This window comes from Pantoea sp. DY-15, assembly GCF_019795935.1.
In the GTDB taxonomy this organism is placed as follows: Bacteria; Pseudomonadota; Gammaproteobacteria; order Enterobacterales; family Enterobacteriaceae; genus Pantoea; species Pantoea leporis.
In genome coordinates this window covers 1-19,164 of record NZ_JAIMIF010000004.1, presented here as the reverse complement: position 1 = coordinate 19,164, position 19,164 = coordinate 1, and the positions used below count along the sequence as shown (strand labels likewise).

Below are 19,164 nucleotides of genomic sequence, written 5' to 3'. Positions count from 1 at the left end.
TTGAATTATTGTTTAAAAAATTTCACCAATAAAAAAGCCGGACCCGGTCCGGCTTGATTACGCATGCTAAAAACTGGCCTTAAGAACCAAAAAGATTCTTGTGCAGCGCACGTACCACTTCTTCCGCGTCTGGGGTGGGAACCAGGAAGCAAAGGTTATAACTGCTGGCACCGTAGCAAATCATGCGCAGGTTGAACGGCTCGAGTGCGCCAAACACTTCTTTGCCGACGCCGCACGCTTTTGACAGGTTGTTGCCAATGATCGCCACCAGCGCCAGATTCTCTTCCACTTCCACACGGCACAGTGAAGAGAGTTCGGTCAACAGCGCCTGGGTCAGCAAGCTGTCGCCGGTGGTGGTTGAACCGGTGCTGTCCAGCGTCAGCGCCACGCTCACTTCGGAAGTGGTCACCAGATCAACGGAGATGCTGTGGCGCGCCAGAATGTTAAACACTTCGGCGAGGAAGCCATGTGCATGCAGCATGTTCAGGCTGTGCAGCGTTACCAGCGTCTGCTTACGACGCAGCGCCAGCGCACGGAACAGCGGTGGATTTTTGGTTTCGTTGCACACGCGCGTACCGCCTGCAGCGGGATCTTTGCTCGAACCGACAAACACCGGAATATCGCTACGCACGGCCGGCAGCAAAGTGGCCGGATGTAGCACTTTGGCACCAAAGATCGCCATCTCCGCTGCTTCTTCGAAGGTAATCTCTTCGATGCGTTTAGCGGTGGACACCACGCGTGGATCGGTGGTGTAGATACCGGCCACATCGGTCCAGATATCAATGCGCGCGGCCTGCAGCGCTTCGCCCAGCAGCGCAGCGGTATAGTCGCTGCCGCCACGACCAAGCGTGGTGGTGCGCCCTTTGATTTCGCTACCGATAAAGCCCTGCGTCACCACCAGCGCTTCCGCAATGCGCGGCTGCAGCTGCGTTGCGGCCAGCTCTTTCAGCGTCGCCACTTCGGGTTCTGCGCGGCCAAAACGATCGCTGGTGCGCATCACTTTACGCACGTCAAACCATTCGCTGTTGACCTGACGCTCGCGCAGAATCTCCACGAACAGCAGCGTCGACATCAGCTCACCGTGGCTCACCAGCTCATCGGTCAGCGCATGTGAGGTCGCCAGCGAGGTGGCTTCAGACAGCATGGTGATGTTTTCCAGCATGCGATCAATCTCATCGCGGATCACATCCGGCGATTGCAGACGATCAATGATGGCATATTGAATACGGCGGATTTCATCCAGCAGGTAAGCGCGCTGCGCTTGTTCCTGGCCTTCAGCAAGGGCAACCAGCAGATTGGTCACGCCAGCGGAGGCAGAGAGCACCACTAAGCGGGTATTGGCGTCCGACAGCACAACATCTGCGCTGCGGTTCATAGCATCAAAATCGGCAACGCTGGTGCCGCCAAATTTAGCCACGATAAGATTTTGGGACATATTACGAACCCCGTGTCAGGTTATCTTTCTTCCGTTTTGGGGCGGAAGACATAGTAGCAGCCTAGGCACAAGAGAAGAGCAGAATTGGGCAGACAAGATCAGTAGTAGACAAGTCACCAAAAGCGCTTCACCTTGCGAACCGTCCGACTGTGGACGATTCTGGTGACAACCCAGAGGATTCAGCCCCTGCAGCCGACAGTGCAACACCCCGCGTGTTGCCCCACCTCGGCGTCACACCCCCTGATGTGTTCTCTGCGGATACGGATCCTCAAACACACTGCCTGGGCGACGCGCCTCTTCTGGCTTACACCCGGAGGTGTAAGTAGCGCGCATAAATTACTGATTATTTTCCCCCCTGTCCATCCCCGCACTTTGAGGATTTCTCACTTTTACACTTCGGTAAACGCATCGTTGAACAAACGCGCCCACCAACAGCGGCCTAAAGTAGTGTCCGAATCAGACAAAAGCGGCTTTTTTCTGATGCGGCACAGGGAATTCTGCTGGCGCAGCACCGACAATCGCTGCCGGATTTACCTGAAACAGTGCGGCCACGGTCACAAATTTTTTCCCTTAGCCAGTAACTGTGGTCATACTCATCCCCGTGCAAGAATGCTATGGATGCCGGGCCAGCAGGACGCCCCGGATGGAATGACGGTTCTTATATCAACTAGAGTGTTGCCATGAAAAATATCAATCCGACCCAAACCGCTGCCTGGAAAGCGCTGCAGCAGCATTTTGAGCAGATGAAATCGGTGCAAATCGCCGACCTGTTTGCGCAAGATGCCGATCGTTTTGCGAAATTCTCTGCCACTTTCGATGACCAGATGCTGGTGGATTTCTCAAAAAACCGCATCACCGAGGAAACCCTCGAAAAATTACAGGCGCTGGCTAAAGAGACCGATCTGGCAGGCGCCATCAAATCGATGTTCTCTGGCGAAAAGATCAACCGCACCGAAGAGCGTGCAGTTCTGCACGTTGCGCTGCGTAACCGCAGCAACACGCCCATTGTGGTGGACGGCAAAGATGTGATGCCGGAAGTCAACGCGGTGCTGGCGAAGATGAAAGGCTTCTCCGAGCGCATCATCAGCGGCGACTGGAAAGGCTATACCGGTAAAGCCATCACCGACGTGGTGAATATCGGGATTGGCGGTTCAGACCTCGGCCCGTTCATGGTGACCGAAGCGCTGCGTCCGTACAAAAACCACCTGAACATGCACTTTGTTTCTAACGTCGATGGCACCCACATCGCCGAAACGCTGAGAGATCTCAGCCCGGAAACCACGCTGTTCCTCGTGGCATCTAAAACCTTCACCACGCAAGAAACCATGACCAACGCCCACAGCGCGCGTGACTGGTTCCTGAAAACTGCAGGCGATCAGCAGCACGTGGCGAAGCACTTCGCTGCGCTGTCGACCAACGGTAAAGCGGTGGGTGAGTTCGGTATTGATACCGACAACATGTTTGAGTTCTGGGATTGGGTTGGCGGCCGCTATTCATTGTGGTCAGCTATCGGCTTGTCGATCATTCTCTCCATCGGCTTCGAGAACTTCGAGCAGCTGTTGAGCGGCGCGCACGCCATGGATAAGCACTTCGCCAACACGCCTGCCGAGCAGAACCTGCCGGTGCTGCTGGCGCTGATCGGTATCTGGTACAACAACTTCTTTGGTGCCGAAACCGAAGCGATTCTTCCGTACGATCAATACATGCATCGCTTTGCTGCTTACTTCCAGCAGGGCAACATGGAATCCAACGGTAAATACGTTGACCGTGAAGGCAATCCAGTGGATTACCAGACCGGCCCAATCATCTGGGGCGAGCCTGGCACCAACGGCCAGCATGCGTTCTATCAGCTGATTCATCAGGGCACCAAACTGATTCCGTGCGACTTTATCGCACCAGCACTGAGCCACAACGTGCTGACCGATCACCATCCAAAGCTGCTGTCGAACTTCTTCGCACAGACCGAAGCGCTGGCGTTTGGTAAGTCACGCGATGTGGTGGAGAAAGAGTTTACCGATGCGGGTAAATCTGCCGAATCTGTCGCGCACATCGTGCCGTTCAAAGTGTTCGAAGGTAACCGTCCAACCAACTCCATCCTGCTGCGTGAAATTACCCCGTTCAGCCTGGGTGCACTGATTGCGCTGTATGAGCACAAGATCTTCACTCAAGGCGCGATTCTCAACATCTTCACCTTTGACCAATGGGGTGTTGAGTTGGGTAAACAGCTGGCAAACCGTATTCTGCCAGAACTGGAAAATGACGCTGAAATTAGCAGCCACGATAGCTCCACTAATGGCTTAATTAATCGCTACAAATCCTGGCGTTAATTTTCCGGCTAATTTACACAAGGCGGCGTAATTGCCGCCTTTTCTTTGTCAACCATGCCATCTCACTCGCAATATTATTAATTACTGCATTAAACAGGGTTAGAAAATTCTTAAAGTGGCGTAAGGAAATTCGTAATTCATTTCAATTTACCGCACCTTACCTGGCTTAAAAATGGACCTAATTCAGCCCGATAAATAGTTTATCTAACTGATTGATCTATGATTTTAATTTAAGTCTTATAAGTAAATTCCGATTATTCCCATTCCGTACCAATAATTAGTGCAAAAGTGAAAAACTCTGCCGTGAAATGCGCAGGCATTCACTTATCCTATCAGCCTGAAAAAAGGCGTTAAAAAAAAGCAGCTAACGCCAATTCGCCGTATTTATCACCAGAAAAACCCCGACTTCCTGCCCTCTTTTACTCATGCTGAACTCTGGTAATTTGTTGCCCTATACTGAACGCGCCCGAAATCTGGGTAAATCCTACATTCATTGATTCATATAAATGCAGGAAACGTTGTTATGAAAAAACTGATGGTTGCCGGTGCAGCCTTACTTTACGTTGCCGTTTCTTCCGCTGCGATTGCCGCGCCGGAAGAAGCTGGTGCTGCAGCAGGCGCGCAGGCGGGAGCAATCTCTTCCGGCGCGTCTACCGCTGTGGGTATCGGCGCGCTCGGTGCGTTAGTGGGTCTCGGCATTGCTGCTTCTGGCGGCGGTGACGGTGCAAATACCGGTACAACAACAACCACCACAACGAGCACCACTCGTTGATGTAGCACCTTTAAGCATAACCACACACCCGTGTGGTTATTTTTTGCTTGGCTTATTTAGACAGGGATACACCGTGCGCCGACTCTCTTTGCTACTTCTTTGCCTGTTGTTGCAGGCCTGCACACAAACACAAAAAGGTCTCGAACAAACCGTGATGCTGGCCGTGAATGGCCCGGATGATGTCACGGTCACCAACGAGCAGGTTGCTAACCTGCCCTACGCCAGCCTCTATGCCCGCATCAATGAAGGACCGCGCATCTTCGTGGTGCTCGGTTACAACGAAAACGGCCAACAGAAGTGGATCACCCAGGATAAAGCGATGTTGGTGATGCAGCATGGCCGTCTGATCAAAACCCTGGGTTTACCGAGCAACCTCGCTGACGTCAGTAACCTGGCGCAGGATCCGCTCGCCGATGCGCTGCATCTGCAAAACGGTGCCAGCTGGACGCGCGTGGTGCAGTGGCGCGAGCAAGATAAAGTGCGTGCCGCCACAGCGGTTTCCCGCTTCGAGCGCGGTGACGATACGGTGCTGGACATCGCCGGTGAACGCGTACCGTGCCGCGTCTGGCATGAAACCGTGCGCATGGAGAACGTAGGCGCGGAGTGGCAGAACACCTTCTGGATCGATAACCGCGATGGCACGGTATTGCAGGCCAATCAGATGCTGGCCGCCGATGCCTTCCCCGTTGAAACCACAATTCTGAAGCCGGCGAAATCATGAAAAAAATAACTCCAATGCTGGCAGCATTGACGCTGCTCACGGCTGGCCACGCACTGGCGGCGGCGCAAGTCACCGTGCACGATCTGCCGGGAAAAAACACACTGCAAATTAACGATGCGCAGAATCTTAGTCAGTTGCTCACCCATCCTGAACTGCGCAGTTGGTGGCCGGGCACGGTGATTGCCGAACGCGGCGCAACGGCGGTAGCACAGCAGCAACAGAAGCAGCTGCTGGCCGATCTGCGCGCATGGCAAGCAGACAGCGGCGAGTCGTTGGCCGCAACCATCGGCTCGGTTATCCACCAGCTTGGCGCGCTGCAGGTAACGGGCCGCCAGTTCACCTCGCTCGATCCCGATGACGTGCGTCTGCGTCCACAGGATAACCGCACGCTGCAAGGCAGCTATGACCTCTATATGCTGGCGCAGCCGACGCAGGTACTGGTGCTGGGGGCGTTGAGCAATCCGGGTAAAGCGCGCTGGCAGCCTGGCCGCGAAGTGCGTGATTACCTCGAAGGCCACGATCGTCTGTCCGGCGCGGAACGCAGCTATGCCACGGTGATTGCGCCGTCCGGCAGCACCCAGCAAGTTCCGGTTGCCTACTGGAATCATCGCCATATCGAAGTGGAACCCGGCAGCATTATCTGGCTCGGTTTCACCTCATGGAGCTTGCCATGGGGCCAAAGCGATTTGAATGAGCGCATGCTTTCCGTTTTGACTCACCGGATACCAGACTGATGAAAAAACAATTACTTCTCAGCCTGTTGGCTGCTTCTGTTTCCGCCGCTTGCCAGGTGCATGCGGAAACCTGGCCTGAACCGGTCGGTCCTTCTCAATCAGATTTTGGTGGCGTTGGCCTGATGCAGACGCCCACCGCGCGTATGGCGAAAGAGGGCGAATTTAGCGTCAACTTCCGCGATAACGATCAATATCGCTACTATTCTGCCTCGCTGCAGCTGTTCCCGTGGCTGGAAACCACCGTACGCTATACCGATGTGCGTACCCGCCGTTACAGCGCAGTAGAAGGTTTCAGCGGCAACCAAAGCTATAAAGATAAAGCCTTCGATGTGAAGCTGCGCCTATGGCAAGAGAGCTATTGGCTGCCAGAAGTGGCGGTTGGCTCACGCGATTTAGGCGGTACCGGTCTGTTCGACAGCGAATATCTGGTGGCGAGCAAAGCATGGGGCCCGTTCGATTTCACCTTGGGTCTGGGCTGGGGTTATCTCGGCAACAGCGGCACCATTAAGAACCCGTTCTGCTCCTACAGCGACAGCTTCTGTAGCCGCACCGGCGGTGGCGAAGCGGGTTCAATTAATGGCTCGCAGATGTTCCACGGTCCAGCGGCGCTGTTTGGCGGCGTAGAGTATCAAACACCGTGGCAGCCGCTGCGCCTCAAGCTGGAGTACGAAGGCAACGATTATCAGGATGATTTCGCCGGTCGTTTGGATCAGCGCAGTAAGGTCAACGTCGGCGCGATTTATCGCCTCACCGACTGGGCGGACATCAACGCCAGCTACGAGCGCGGCAACACCTTTATGTTCGGCTTTACCCTGCGCACCAATTTCAACGATCTGCATCAGTCGCATATCGATAGCGAGAAGCCGGCCTACAACCCGCAGCCGCAGGGCGATCTGTTGCAGCCAACGGTGGTGGCAAACCAGCTGACCGATCTGAAGTACAACGCAGGACTAAATGGCCCGCATATTCAAACCAAAGGCAGCACGTTGTATGTGTCCGGCGAGCAGACCAAATATCGCGATACGCGCGAAGGGGTCGATCGCGCCAATCGCATTATCATGAACAACCTGCCGGCCGGCATCGATACCATCGACGTCACCGAGTCGCGCTTCAATATGCCGCAGGTGAGCACGCGCACCAACGTTGCCAGCCTGCATAACGAACTCGTGGGTTATCCGCTGGGGCATGAACAGCCGCTGCAGCAGACGCGTGAAAATCCGGTCGATCCCGGTGCCACCGAGCAAGGTTTCTTCATCCGCAAAGATCGTCTGAACTACAGCCTGTCGCCGGTGCTGAATCAGTCCGTCGGCGGACCGGAAAGCTTCTACATGTATCAGGTTGGCGTGATGGCCAACGCCGATTACTGGCTTACCGATCATCTGTTGGTCGGCGGCAGCCTGTTTGGCAACCTCGCCAATAACTACGATAAGTTCAACTACAACGGCGCACCGGCGGATTCCACGCTGCCGCGCGTACGTACGCATATTCGTGATTACGTTGAGAACAACGTTTACGTTAACGATCTGCAAGCCAACTACATGCAGGCGCTCGGCAACGGTTTCTACGGCCAGGTTTACGGCGGTTATCTGGAAACCATGTACGGCGGCGTCGGCGGCGAAGTGCTGTATCGTCCAATTGATAGCAACTGGGCATTCGGGGTTGATGCCAACTACGTGAAGCAGCGTGATTGGGACAACATGATGCAGTTCACCGATTACAAAGCGCCAACCGGACATTTCACCGCGTACTGGCGTCCGTGGTTTATGCAGGACGTATTGGTGAAAGCCAGCGTCGGTGAATATCTGGCGAAGGATAAAGGCGTCACCGTTGATGTGTCGAAGCGGTTTGACAGCGGCGTGATGGTAGGCTTCTACGCCACCAAAACCAACGTGTCGGCGGAAGCGTATGGCGAAGGCGACTTCACTAAAGGCTTCTACATTTCGGTGCCGATGGATCTGTTTACCGTGACGCCAACGCGAGGCCGCGCACAGGTAAACTGGGTGCCGTTGACGCGTGATGGTGGTCAGATGCTGGGTCGCAAATATCAGCTGTATGACCTGACGTCAGATCGTGATGCGCGGTTTAATTAACATCAGCGCGGGTGGTGTGAAACCCGCGCGATAAATCGCGCCGCTACGGAGAGGTGCATATACCGTAGCGGCGCCATTTATTGCGCGTTACCGACTATTAATCTGCGTCATAACCCAAATTGGGTGCTAGCCAGCGCTCAACTTCGCTCACGCTCATGCCTTTACGCGCGGCGTAATCTTCCACCTGATCGCGCTGAATCTGCGCCACGGCGAAGTACTTGCTGTCGGGATGGCTAAAGTACCAGCCGGAAACCGCTGCGCCTGGCCACATGGCGAAAGACTCGGTGAGCTTCATGCCGGTATGTTTTTCCACCTCCAGCAGCTGCCAGATCGGTGCTTTCTCAGTGTGTTCCGGACAAGCCGGATAACCTGGCGCGGGACGAATGCCCTGATAGTTCTCGCGAATCAGCTCTTCGTTGCTGAGATTTTCATGGGCGGCAAAGCCCCAAATCACCTTCCGCACGCGCTCGTGCAGATATTCAGCAAAGGCTTCTGCCAGGCGATCCGACACCGCTTTCACCATGATTTTGTTGTAATCATCGTGCTGCTTGTCATACGCCTCGGCCAGCGCATCTTCCTCAATTCCGGCGGTAACCGCAAACGCGCCGAGATAATCGGCTTTACCGCTGGATTTCGGTGCCACAAAGTCGGCTAAACAGTAGTTGGCGAAGTCGGTTTTCTCGGTCTGCTGACGCAAGTGATGACTGACGCACAGCACCTGATTGCGGTTCTCGTTGCTGTAGATTTCAATGTCATCGCCGACACGGTTAGCCGGGAAAATCCCCACCACGCCGCGTGGATTGAGCGTGCCGGTACTGCTCAGCATATCGAGCATGGCGTTGGCATCGGCAAACAGGCGCTTGGCCTCTTCGCCCACCACTTCATCTTCCAGAATGCGCGGATATTTGCCGGCCAGCGACCAGGTCATAAAGAACGGCGTCCAGTCGATGTAATTACGCAGCGTTTCAATGCTGGCTTCAACCGGACTCACACCGAGGCGGTGCGCCACCGGCGGCGTATAGCTTTCCCAATCGATGACATAATCATTATCGCGCGCAGTTTGCAGGCTCACCGGCGGCGTGCGCGGCTTTTTGCGCGCGTGCTGAATACGCACCGTGTCGTACTCTTTGCGCGTGCGCGCCACGAAATCTTCTTTCAGCGTCTCGGAGAGCAGCGATGACACCACGCCCACGGTGCGCGAGGCGTTCTGCACGTAGACCGTTGGTCCGCTATAATTCTGCTCGATTTTCACTGCGGTATGCGCTTTCGAGGTAGTCGCACCGCCAATCAGCAGCGGGATGGTGAATCCCTGGCGCTCCATCTCTTTGGCGACGTTGACCATCTCATCCAGCGACGGCGTGATCAGGCCGGAAAGCCCGATGATATCGGCGTTCTCGGCAATCGCGGTTTTGAGGATTTTGTCACTCGGCACCATAACGCCGAGGTCAATAATTTCGTAGTTGTTACATTGCAGCACTACGCCGACGATATTTTTGCCGATGTCATGCACATCGCCTTTTACCGTCGCCAGCACAATCTTGCCGTTGCTGCGTCCGGCCTCTTTGCTGGCCTGAATATAAGGTTCGAGGTAGGCCACCGCTTGCTTCATCACGCGCGCTGATTTTACCACCTGCGGCAGGAACATCTTGCCCTCGCCGAACAGATCGCCAACCACGTTCATGCCGGACATCAGCGGCCCTTCAATCACTTCAATCGGCCGCGCTGCTGCCTGGCGCGCCTCTTCGGTATCCAGCTCAATAAACTCGGTGATGCCTTTCACCAGCGAGTATTCCAGACGTTTTACCACGTCCCAGCTGCGCCATTCGGCCTGCTGTTTCTCCTGCTCGCCGTCGCTTTTGCTGCCGCGATACTTCTCCGCCAGTTCCAGCAAGCGCTCGGTGCCATCGTCACGACGATTCAGCACCACATCTTCCACCGCGTCGCGCAGTTCGGCAGGCAGATCGTCGTAAATCGCCAGCTGACCGGCGTTCACGATGCCCATGTCCATGCCGTTGCGGATGGCGTAATAGAGGAACACCGCGTGAATCGCTTCACGCACCGGTTCATTGCCACGGAACGAGAACGACACGTTGGAGACGCCACCGGAGATCATCGCGTGTGGCAGTTCGCGCTTGATGTCTTCGCAGGCACCGATAAAGTCCATCGCGTAGTTGTTGTGTTCTTCAATGCCGGTCGCTACGGCAAAAATATTCGGGTCGAAAATGATGTCTTCTGGCGGGAAACCGACCTCTTCGGTCAAAATCTTGTAGGCGCGACGACAGATCTCAATTTTGCGCGCCCGCGTATCCGCCTGACCCGCTTCGTCAAACGCCATCACCACCATCGCTGCGCCGTAGCGACGCACTTTGCGCGCGTGCGCGATAAACGGTTCCACGCCCTCTTTCATCGAAATAGAGTTCACAATGCCTTTGCCCTGAATGCACTGCAGGCCTTTCTCGATCACTTCCCATTTCGAGGAGTCGATCATAATTGGCACGCGGGCGATATCCGGCTCACCGGCAATTAGATTGAGGAAGCGCACCATCGCCGCTTCCGCATCCAGCATGCCTTCATCCATGTTGATGTCGATGATTTGCGCACCGTTCTCTACCTGCTGGCGCGCCACATCCAGCGCTTCGTTGTATTTCTCTTCTTTGATCAGACGCTTAAATTTGGCCGAGCCGGTGACGTTGGTGCGTTCACCGACGTTGACGAACAGCGAATCGGCCTGAATGTTCAGCGGTTCAAGCCCGGCTAAGCGACAGGCAACCGGAATCTCAGGCAGCTGGCGCGGCGCAACGCCGTCTACCGCTGCCGCCATCGCCGCGATGTGTTCCGGCGTGGTGCCGCAGCAGCCGCCGATAATATTGAGGAAACCGGCGCGCGCCCACTCACCAATTTGCTCAGCCATGATCGCCGCATCGAGATCGTATTCACCAAAGGCGTTGGGCAAACCGGCGTTCGGGTGCGCGGTGACGTAGCCTTCAGCAATGCGCGACAGCTCCGCCACATACTGACGCAGTTCATCCGGGCCCAGCGCACAATTGAGGCCGAACGACAGCGGTTCGGCGTGGCGCAGCGAGTTATAGAAACCTTCGGTGGTTTGGCCGGAGAGCGTACGACCGGACGCATCGGTGATGGTGCCGGAGATCATCAGCGGCAGCTTCACGCCCATCGCTTCCATCTCGGCCTGCACCGCGTAGATCGCCGCTTTGGCGTTCAGGGTATCGAACACCGTTTCGATCATGATGAGGTCGGAGCCACCGGCGATCAGCGCATGCGTCGATTCGCGGTAGGCTTCCACCAGCTGATTAAAGGTGACGTTACGATAGGCGGGATCGTTGACGTCCGGCGAGATAGAACAGGTGCGGTTGGTCGGGCCCAACACGCCCGCCACGTAGCGCGGACGATGCGGCGTTTTCGCCGTCCATGCATCGGCGCTGGCACGCGCCAGTTTGGCGGCTTCGAAGTTGATCTCCGCCGACAGCGCTTCCATCGCGTAATCGGCCATCGCAATGGTGGTGGAGTTGAAGGTGTTGGTCTCGAGAATATCCGCGCCGGCAGCGAGATAGGCATCGTGGATTTCGCGGATCACCTCTGGTTTGGTTAGCACCAACAGATCGTTGTTGCCCTTCAAATCAGATGGCCAGTCGGCAAAGCGGCTGCCACGGAAATCCTGCTCACTCAGTTTATAACTCTGGATCATGGTGCCCATGCCACCGTCCAGAATCATAATGCGTTGCGCCAGCTGCTGCTGCAGCATTTCTGTTTTGTTGCTCACTCTCGCCTCGTCCACGTCATTGCGTTGGCTAATATGCCAGCCAGTCATACTGGCACAACTTGCAGGTGATCAAAAGTCAGCTCAGATGAGACATTTTCAGCTATTGCCGATGACAGGTCTGACCAGAAAGTCAGCGTTTGCATTAATGCGGTTAAAAACGAAAATGGTTTCCAGCATTGATGCGAATTGGAGACGTTATGGCAACCCCTGCGCCCGTGAAACGCGGCAAGAAACCGCGTGCGACAACGGCTACCACCAGCGCGCCCGTCGGCGGGCAAGTACAATCTTTGACGCGTGGTCTGCGCCTGCTGGAGCTGATTGCCGAATCCCACGGCAGCGTGGCGCTGACCGAACTGGCACAACAGGCCGGTTTACCCAACTCCACCACTCATCGCCTGCTCTCCACCATGCAGCAGCAAGGTTTTGTGCATCAGGTGGGCGACTTAGGTTTGTGGACCATTGGTTCGCACGCGTTTGTGGTCGGCAGCAGCTTCCTTCAGAGCCGCAATCTGCTGGCGATTGTGCATCCGTTGCTGCGCAAGCTGATGGAAGATGCCGGCGAGACGGTGAATCTGGCGGTGCTGGATCTCAGCGATTATCAGGCGGTGATCATCGATCAGGTGCAGTGTACGCAACTGATGCGCATGTCCGCACCAATTGGCGGCAAGCTGCCGATGCATGCATCCGGCGCCGGCAAAGCGTTTCTGGCGCATCTGAGCGATGAGCAAGTTACCGCGCTGCTGCATCAAAAAGGGCTGCATCACTACACGCCGAAAACGCTGATGTCGCCGCACAGCCTGAAGGAGAATCTGGCGCTGATTCGTAAGATGGGCTTTTCGCACGATGATGAAGAGCACGCGCTGGGTCTGCGCTGCGTTGCGGCACCGATTTATGACGAACATGGCGAACCCTTCGCCGCCATCTCAATCTCCGGCCCGATTGCGCGCATGACCGACGACCGTATCACCGAGCTGGGTGCGCTGGTGATCCGCGCCGCGAAGCAGGTGACTCAAACCTATTCTGGCCGCTAAGCGGCCACCGACGCATAGCGCGCGCTGAAACGCTGGCTGGCGCGCCACGCAATTACCTCTTCAATATGCCCTTCACGGATGCGCGTTTGCAGCGCGCGCCACCAGTTGGGATCAAACAGTTGCGGATGCAGCGCCTGCAGCAGTTTGCCGGTCGACGGTTCGCTGCACAGCGCATAGCGGAAGGTTTCCGGGAACACGTCATCCGGCCCGACGCTGTACCACGGCTCGGCCTGCAGCTCATCTTCTTCATAGCGCGCCTGCGGCACATCGCGGAACACCAGTTCGGTCATCGGGCGGATTTCGTCGTAATCGTAAAACACCACGCGGCCGTGACGCGTCATGCCAAAGTTTTTGAACAGCATGTCGCCGGGGAAAATGTTCGCCGCCGCCAGCTGACGAATCGCATCACCGTATTCGCCAATCGCGTGCTGCCGCTGTTCCGGCGAAGCCTGAGCCAGCCACAGATTCAGCGGCTCCATGCGACGTTCCAGCCACAGATGGCGGATGATCACCACGTCGTCGCGCACCTCGATTTTTTCCGGGATATCGCGCTCAAACTCCGCCATCAGCTCGGCCGGAATACGCGCGCGCGGTAACGCAAAGTGCTCAAACTCCTGCGTATCCGCCATGCGACCCACACGATCGTGCTCTTTGACCATGCGATAGCAGTCGCGCACCTGCGCATCGGTGACCTCTTTTTGCGGTGCGAAGCGGTCTTTGATCACCTTAAATACGCGATCAAAACCCGGCAGCGTGAACACCATCATTACCATGCCGCGAATGCCGGGTGCGACGGTGAAATCTTCCTGACTGTGCGCCAGATAGTGCAGATATTCGCGGTAGCATTCGGTTTTACCGTGCTTCTGACAGCCAATCGCCATGTAGCGCTCCGCCACGGTTTTTCCCGGCAGAATCGGTTGCAGCCACGCCACCAGCGCGGCTGGCACCGGCGCGTAAACCATGAAATAGGCGCGGGCGAAGCCAAACACGATGCTGGCATCATCGCTGTCGGTGAGACAGGTATCGATCCATAAACGGCCGGCCTCATCGCGCTGAATCGGCAGTAAACAGGGCACCATGCCATCACTCAGCTGCAGGCGCGCCACGATCCACGCGGTTTTGTTGCGGTAAAACAGTTCGCTGGCGACATCCAGCGTCGCCGTTGCCAGTTGTGCGGCACCAAACTGCTCGTGCAGATGGCGCACAATCCAGCCGATATCGCGCGTTTGATCCTGCCACGTCAGACGCAGCGGAATGTCATTCAGCACCTGACGCAATGTTTCCTGCCAATTCTGCTGCGGACGATAGAGGCGCGACAACGGACGCGGCGCAACCGGTGCGGGCGCATAGGGCTGTGACGGCAAGATGAAGAGGCGTTCGGGCGACAGATGACTGTGGCCCTGCAGGCGACAATAGACCGAGTTGAAGAAGCTTTCGGCGATTTCATGGCGCGGATAGCCGGGCAGCAACGTTTCGTAATGGCTTTTCACCCGTAGCCAGAACGCGTCATCCCAATCCGAAGTGTCATTGAGAATGCGCAGCTGGTTGGTGACCAGGCCAACATGGTGATCGTAAAGATGGATACGCGCCTTCATTGCCTGCTGCACCGCGTGCCAGTCGGCCTGCTCGAAGCGCTGTTGCGCACCGGCGGTAATATCCAGAAAGCGGCCATACTGCGCGTCAAAACCTTGCAGAATGGTGTGGGCGATCAGCGATTCTCTCGGCGTCATCGGCAACGCTCCTTTAGCGGTAAGTGGTCGCCATTGAATGGCGACCTTACAACGGCTTCAGAATTGTGCGGCTTCGGTGGAGCCGGTCAGCGCGGTCACGGAGGATTGTCCGCCCTGGATGACGTTGGTGACGCGATCGAAATAGCCGGTGCCCACTTCCTGCTGATGCGATGAGAAGGTGTAACCCTTATCGCGCGCCGCAAACTCCGGCTGCTGCACTTTCTCCACGTAATGGCGCATGCCTTCGCCCTGTGCATAGGCGTGCGCCAGGTCAAACATGTTGAACCACATGCTGTGAATTCCGGCGAGCGTAATGAACTGGAAGCGGTAGCCCATTTCGCTCAGCGCCTGCTGGAAACGGGCGATAGTGCGATCGTCAAGGTTCTTCTTCCAGTTGAACGAAGGCGAGCAGTTGTAAGCCAGCAACTTGCCGGGATACTGCGCATGAATCGCGTCGGCAAAGCGCTGCGCCATCTCCAGATCTGGCGTTGAGGTTTCGCACCACAGCACATCGGCATAAGGCGCATACGCTAGCCCGCGGCTGATCGCCTGTTCAATCCCGGCACGCGTGCGGAAGAAGCCTTCCGAGGTGCGCTCGCCGGTGATAAACGCCGCATCGCGCGGGTCGCAATCTGAGGTGATCAGATCGGCGGCATCCGCATCGGTGCGCGCCAGCAACACCGTCGGTACGTTCATGACGTCCGCGGCCAGACGCGCCGCCACCAGTTTCTGAATCGCTTCCTGCGTTGGGACTAATACCTTGCCACCCATGTGGCCGCACTTCTTCACCGCCGCCAGTTGGTCTTCAAAATGCACCGCGCCGGCACCGGCCTGAATCATCGATTTCATCAGCTCGAACGCATTGAGCACGCCGCCAAAGCCCGCTTCCGCATCGGCGACAATCGGCAGGAAGTAATCAATAAAATCACTGTCTTCTGGCGATACGCCGCTGGCCCACTGAATTTGATCGGCTCGCTGGAAGCTCTGATTAATCCGCTCCACCATATTTGGCACCGAATTCACCGGATACAGCGATTGGTCGGGATACATCTGCCCGGCCAGGTTAGCATCTGCCGCCACCTGCCAGCCGGAGAGGTAAATCGCCTCTATGCCGGCTTTCGCCTGCTGCACCGCTTGTCCGCCGGTCAACGCGCCGAGGCTGTTGATGTAGCCTTTGCTCGATTCACCATTCAGCAGCGACCAGAGTTTGGTGGCACCGCGCTCCGCCAGCGTGCAGGCGGGATTGACCGAACCGCGCAGATGGACCACATCCTCCGCACTGTACGGACGAGTAATTCCCTGCCAGCGCGCATCATTCCAGCTCGATTCCAGTTGTTTGATCTGTTGCGTACGATTCATCGTCATATCTCCAGGTTCAAGGCAGCAGGCGGTAGCCCGGCAGAGTGAGGAAGGAAACCAGTTCGTCATCGGTGGTAATTTGCGCCATCAGCGCGGCGGCATCGTCGAAGCGTCCATTTTGAAAACGTTCTGCGCCAACGGTTTGCTGCAAGGTGTCCAGCTCTTCCTCCAGCAGCCGTTCAAACAACGCCACCGTCACCGGCTGGCCATCGCTGAGAATTTGTTTGTGATGAATCCATTGCCAGATGGAGGTGCGGGCGATTTCAGCGGTGGCGGCATCTTCCATCAACCCATCAATCGGAACGCAGCCGTTGCCGCTGATCCAGGCTTCCAGATATTGCAGCGCCACGCGGATATTGGCGCGCATGCCGGCTTCAGTACGCTTGCCGCGACAGGGCGCCAGCAGACGTTCGGCGGTGATTGGCGCATCCTGCTCACGCGTGATGTGCAGTTGGTTGGGCTGATCGCCCAGCCGACGGTCAAACTCCTCCATCGCGATATCAGCCAGGCCGGGATGCGCCACCCAGGTTCCGTCGTGACCGTTGCCCGCTTCTCGCGCTTTATCTTCCTGCACCTTTTGCGTCACCCATACATTGCGCTCCGCTTCTTTGCTCGGAATCAGCGCCGACATACCGCCCATCGCCAGCGCACCACGACGATGACAGGTTCGAATCAGCAGGCGTGAATAGGCATCGAGGAATGGCTGATCCATGCTGATTTGCTGGCGATCCGGCAGGATACGGTCGGGATGCTGGCCCAGCGTTTTGATGTAGCTGAAGATGTAATCCCAACGGCCACAGTTCAGGCCAACCACGTGATCACGCAGTTCCCATAGAATCTCATCCATCTGGAATACCGCCGGCAGCGTTTCGATCAACACCGTGGCTTTGATGGTGCCGCGCGGCAGATCGAAGCGATCTTCACTGAAGCGGAAGACCTCACGCCACCACGCCACTTCAGCGGCATGCTCGGTTTTCGGCAGATAGAACCACGGCGCGTGGCCCTTCTCCAGCAGCGCTTCAACGTTGTGGAAAAAGTAGAGCGCAAAGTCGAACAATCCGCCGGGAATGGCCCGATCGCGCCACTCCACATGCTTTTCATTCAGATGCAGGCCGCGCACCCGACACATCAGCAGCGCCGGATTGGCGCGCAGCTGGTAGATCTTGCCGGTTTCACTGGTGAAGCTCAGCGTGCCATTGACAGCATCGCGCAGTGTTAATTGTCCGTCGATCAGCTTCTGCCAGGTTGGCGCCAGTGAATCTTCAAAATCGGCCATGAAGACGTTGACGTTCGCGTTGAGCGCGTTGATCACCATTTTGCGATCCGGCGGCCCGGTGATCTCTACGCGACGATCCTGAAGCAGCTGCGGAATAGGACGAACTTGCCACGCATTTTCACGAATGGAAGCGGTTTCCGAATCAAAGCCGGGTAACTCACCCTGATCGTAACGCTTCTGTCGTTGCTGGCGTGCTTTCAGCAGGCGTTCGCGCTCTGGTGCAAAGCGCACCACTAATGCGTGTATAAAGTCGATTGCTTCTGGGGTAAGCAGCTGCTTTTCCGCGTGGGTAAAGGGCTGGCTGAAGGTTAGCGTATTGCTGATAACCGAGTCTGTCATGCGGGCTGCCTCCTGAGTTGATCCATCGTTTAACGATCGGATCCGGATGTAGTGTGTTTTATAACCTGCAAGATCAGAGCATAATGATTTTTATTTTAATTTCAAAAACTATTTCCATTTTAATGTTTATGTTAATTTATCAGATTGATATTTATGTAATTTAATCTCTCGAATTAAAGGCAATAACTTCCACTGGTGAATTGAAGGCAAAAAAAAGCCGCGATAGCTTTCGGCTAGCGCGGCAGGATCAAACGAGGTGTTTGATCTATTCGAGTGTTGGATTCATCCGGCGCAGATCGAACGGCGTGATCTGATAAACGTAGTAGTTCAGCCAGTTGGAGAACAGCAGGTTGCCGTGGCTGCGCCAGGTGGCGCGCGGTGGCAGCTCTGGGTTATCGTGCGGGAAGTAGTTGAACGGTACGTCCGGCTGCAGGCCAGCATCGTAATCGCGATGATATTCACCCGAGAGCGTCAGCGCATCGTACTCAGGATGGCCGGTGACAAACGCCAGGCGCTTGTCTTTGCTCGCCATCAGATATGCACCGGTGGATTCCGACTCGGCAAACAGCTCGAGATCGGTGTAATCGCGGATCAGCTGGCTCGGGAAATCAGCATAGCGTGAATGCGGGGCCAGGAAATTGTCGTCAAAACCGCGCGTTAGTAAGGCGTGGGGATGCAGGATTTGGTGCTCATAAACACCGGACAATTTGTTCTGCCGCGTCTGCTTAGGAATGCCATACAGAATGTTGAGTGCCGCCTGAACCGCCCAACAGACAAAGAGCGTGGAGGTGACGTGTTCATTCGCCCAATGCAGTACGCGTTGAATCTGCGGCCAGTAAGCGACATCATTGAAATCGACCAATCCCAGCGGCGCGCCGGTAACAATCAGTCCATCGAAGTTATCGTTTTGGATGTCTTCGAAGTTGCAGTAGAAGTTGTTCAGATGCTCCGTCGGCGTGTTGCGCGACTCGCGACTATCAATGCGCAGCAGCTGCACATCAATCTGCAACGGTGAGTTAGAGAGCAGACGCAGGAACTGATTTTCTGTCTCAATCTTCTTTGGCATCAGGTTAAGAATCAGCACTTTTAGCGGACGGATCTCCTGAACACTGGCGCGCGACGACGTCATGACAAAGACGTTTTCATCACGCAAAAAATTCACTGCCGGTAATTCGTCGGGAATCCTGATTGGCATAACCTACTCACCTCTTACTGATAACCGTATAAACGTTTAGACATCCAGATGCCCGACATTAGCTTGTTATGTCGGGAATGTCGAGTCTTCATGCGGTTTATGAAAATGTTTCAGCTTTAGGTGGGATTTGGGATAAGTCGTGGCATATTTATGCTGGATTAGCTTCTTGAAATGAAGGTTTTGCGGTGAGATTTGCGCGATTTTCATACACTAAATCGCTCTATTCTCTGCGATTTTAGTAAATTTTAGACGTAAAAAAGCCCCGAACTTTCGTTCGGGGCTTCTTCACTATCTGATGCCTGGCAGTTCCCTACTCTCGCATGGGGAGACCCCACACTACCATCGGCGCTACGGCGTTTCACTTCTGAGTTCGG

12 protein-coding genes and 1 riboswitch are annotated in these 19,164 nt (G+C 55.8%); of the genes, 6 read left to right on the top strand and 6 right to left on the bottom strand.

Features of this window, described 5'->3' with window-relative positions; translation table 11 throughout:
- Positions 1–79 precede the first annotated feature (79 nt).
- The gene (gene lysC, locus K5Y32_RS15280; protein WP_110868121.1) at positions 80–1,435 is read right to left on the bottom strand and encodes a lysine-sensitive aspartokinase 3; all 1,356 of its coding nucleotides are present in this window, start codon (positions 1,433–1,435) and stop codon (positions 80–82) included.
- 112 nt (positions 1,436–1,547) lie between these two features.
- A riboswitch (Lysine riboswitch) is annotated at positions 1,548–1,742 on the bottom strand.
- 373 nt (positions 1,743–2,115) lie between these two features.
- Between lysC and pgi the strand changes: the two genes are divergently transcribed.
- The 5 genes from pgi (at position 2,116) to K5Y32_RS15255 (ending at position 8,079) form a co-directional block, all read left to right on the top strand.
- Complete coding sequence (gene pgi, locus K5Y32_RS15275; protein WP_222184921.1) at positions 2,116–3,762, top strand: glucose-6-phosphate isomerase; 1,647 nt, start codon at positions 2,116–2,118, stop codon at positions 3,760–3,762.
- Between the two features lie 523 nt (positions 3,763–4,285).
- The gene (gene yjbE / locus K5Y32_RS15270; RefSeq protein WP_101763117.1) at positions 4,286–4,534 is read left to right on the top strand and encodes an exopolysaccharide production protein YjbE; all 249 of its coding nucleotides are present in this window, start codon (positions 4,286–4,288) and stop codon (positions 4,532–4,534) included.
- A 73-nt stretch (positions 4,535–4,607) separates the two neighbouring features.
- Complete coding sequence (locus tag K5Y32_RS15265) at positions 4,608–5,255, top strand: YjbF family lipoprotein (RefSeq protein ID WP_110868119.1); 648 nt, start codon at positions 4,608–4,610, stop codon at positions 5,253–5,255.
- A complete protein-coding gene (locus K5Y32_RS15260) occupies positions 5,252–5,989 on the top strand; it encodes a capsule biosynthesis GfcC family protein (protein WP_137384939.1) in 738 nt (245 codons plus the stop codon). Before K5Y32_RS15265 ends, K5Y32_RS15260 begins: the two co-directional genes overlap by 4 nt.
- Positions 5,989–8,079, top strand: coding sequence for a YjbH domain-containing protein (locus K5Y32_RS15255; RefSeq protein WP_110868117.1), 2,091 nt, complete (start codon positions 5,989–5,991; stop codon positions 8,077–8,079). Before K5Y32_RS15260 ends, K5Y32_RS15255 begins: the two co-directional genes overlap by 1 nt.
- A gap of 97 nt (positions 8,080–8,176) precedes the next feature.
- Here the strand turns inward: K5Y32_RS15255 and metH are convergent, their stop codons facing one another.
- Positions 8,177–11,860, bottom strand: coding sequence for a methionine synthase (metH, locus tag K5Y32_RS15250; RefSeq protein WP_222184919.1), 3,684 nt, complete (start codon positions 11,858–11,860; stop codon positions 8,177–8,179).
- Between the two features lie 197 nt (positions 11,861–12,057).
- On the opposite strand from metH, the gene iclR reads away from it, so the two are divergent.
- The gene (iclR, locus tag K5Y32_RS15245; protein WP_101763122.1) at positions 12,058–12,891 is read left to right on the top strand and encodes a glyoxylate bypass operon transcriptional repressor IclR; all 834 of its coding nucleotides are present in this window, start codon (positions 12,058–12,060) and stop codon (positions 12,889–12,891) included.
- On the opposite strand, the gene aceK is transcribed toward iclR, so the two are convergent.
- The 4 genes from aceK to metA all read right to left on the bottom strand — a co-directional run bounded on the left by aceK (position 12,888) and on the right by metA (position 18,790).
- On the bottom strand, positions 12,888–14,621 hold the full coding sequence (gene aceK, locus K5Y32_RS15240) for a bifunctional isocitrate dehydrogenase kinase/phosphatase (protein WP_222184917.1): 1,734 nt from the start codon (positions 14,619–14,621) through the stop codon (positions 12,888–12,890). The genes iclR and aceK overlap by 4 nt on opposite strands.
- A 57-nt stretch (positions 14,622–14,678) precedes the next feature.
- Positions 14,679–15,980: an isocitrate lyase gene (gene aceA, locus K5Y32_RS15235; protein ID WP_222184915.1), complete on the bottom strand. Its 1,302-nt coding sequence runs from the start codon at positions 15,978–15,980 to the stop codon at positions 14,679–14,681.
- A gap of 16 nt (positions 15,981–15,996) precedes the next feature.
- The gene (gene aceB, locus K5Y32_RS15230; RefSeq protein ID WP_222184913.1) at positions 15,997–17,595 is read right to left on the bottom strand and encodes a malate synthase A; all 1,599 of its coding nucleotides are present in this window, start codon (positions 17,593–17,595) and stop codon (positions 15,997–15,999) included.
- A gap of 265 nt (positions 17,596–17,860) precedes the next feature.
- On the bottom strand, positions 17,861–18,790 hold the full coding sequence (gene metA, locus K5Y32_RS15225) for a homoserine O-succinyltransferase (protein ID WP_101763126.1): 930 nt from the start codon (positions 18,788–18,790) through the stop codon (positions 17,861–17,863).
- Positions 18,791–19,164: the final 374 nt, after the last annotated feature.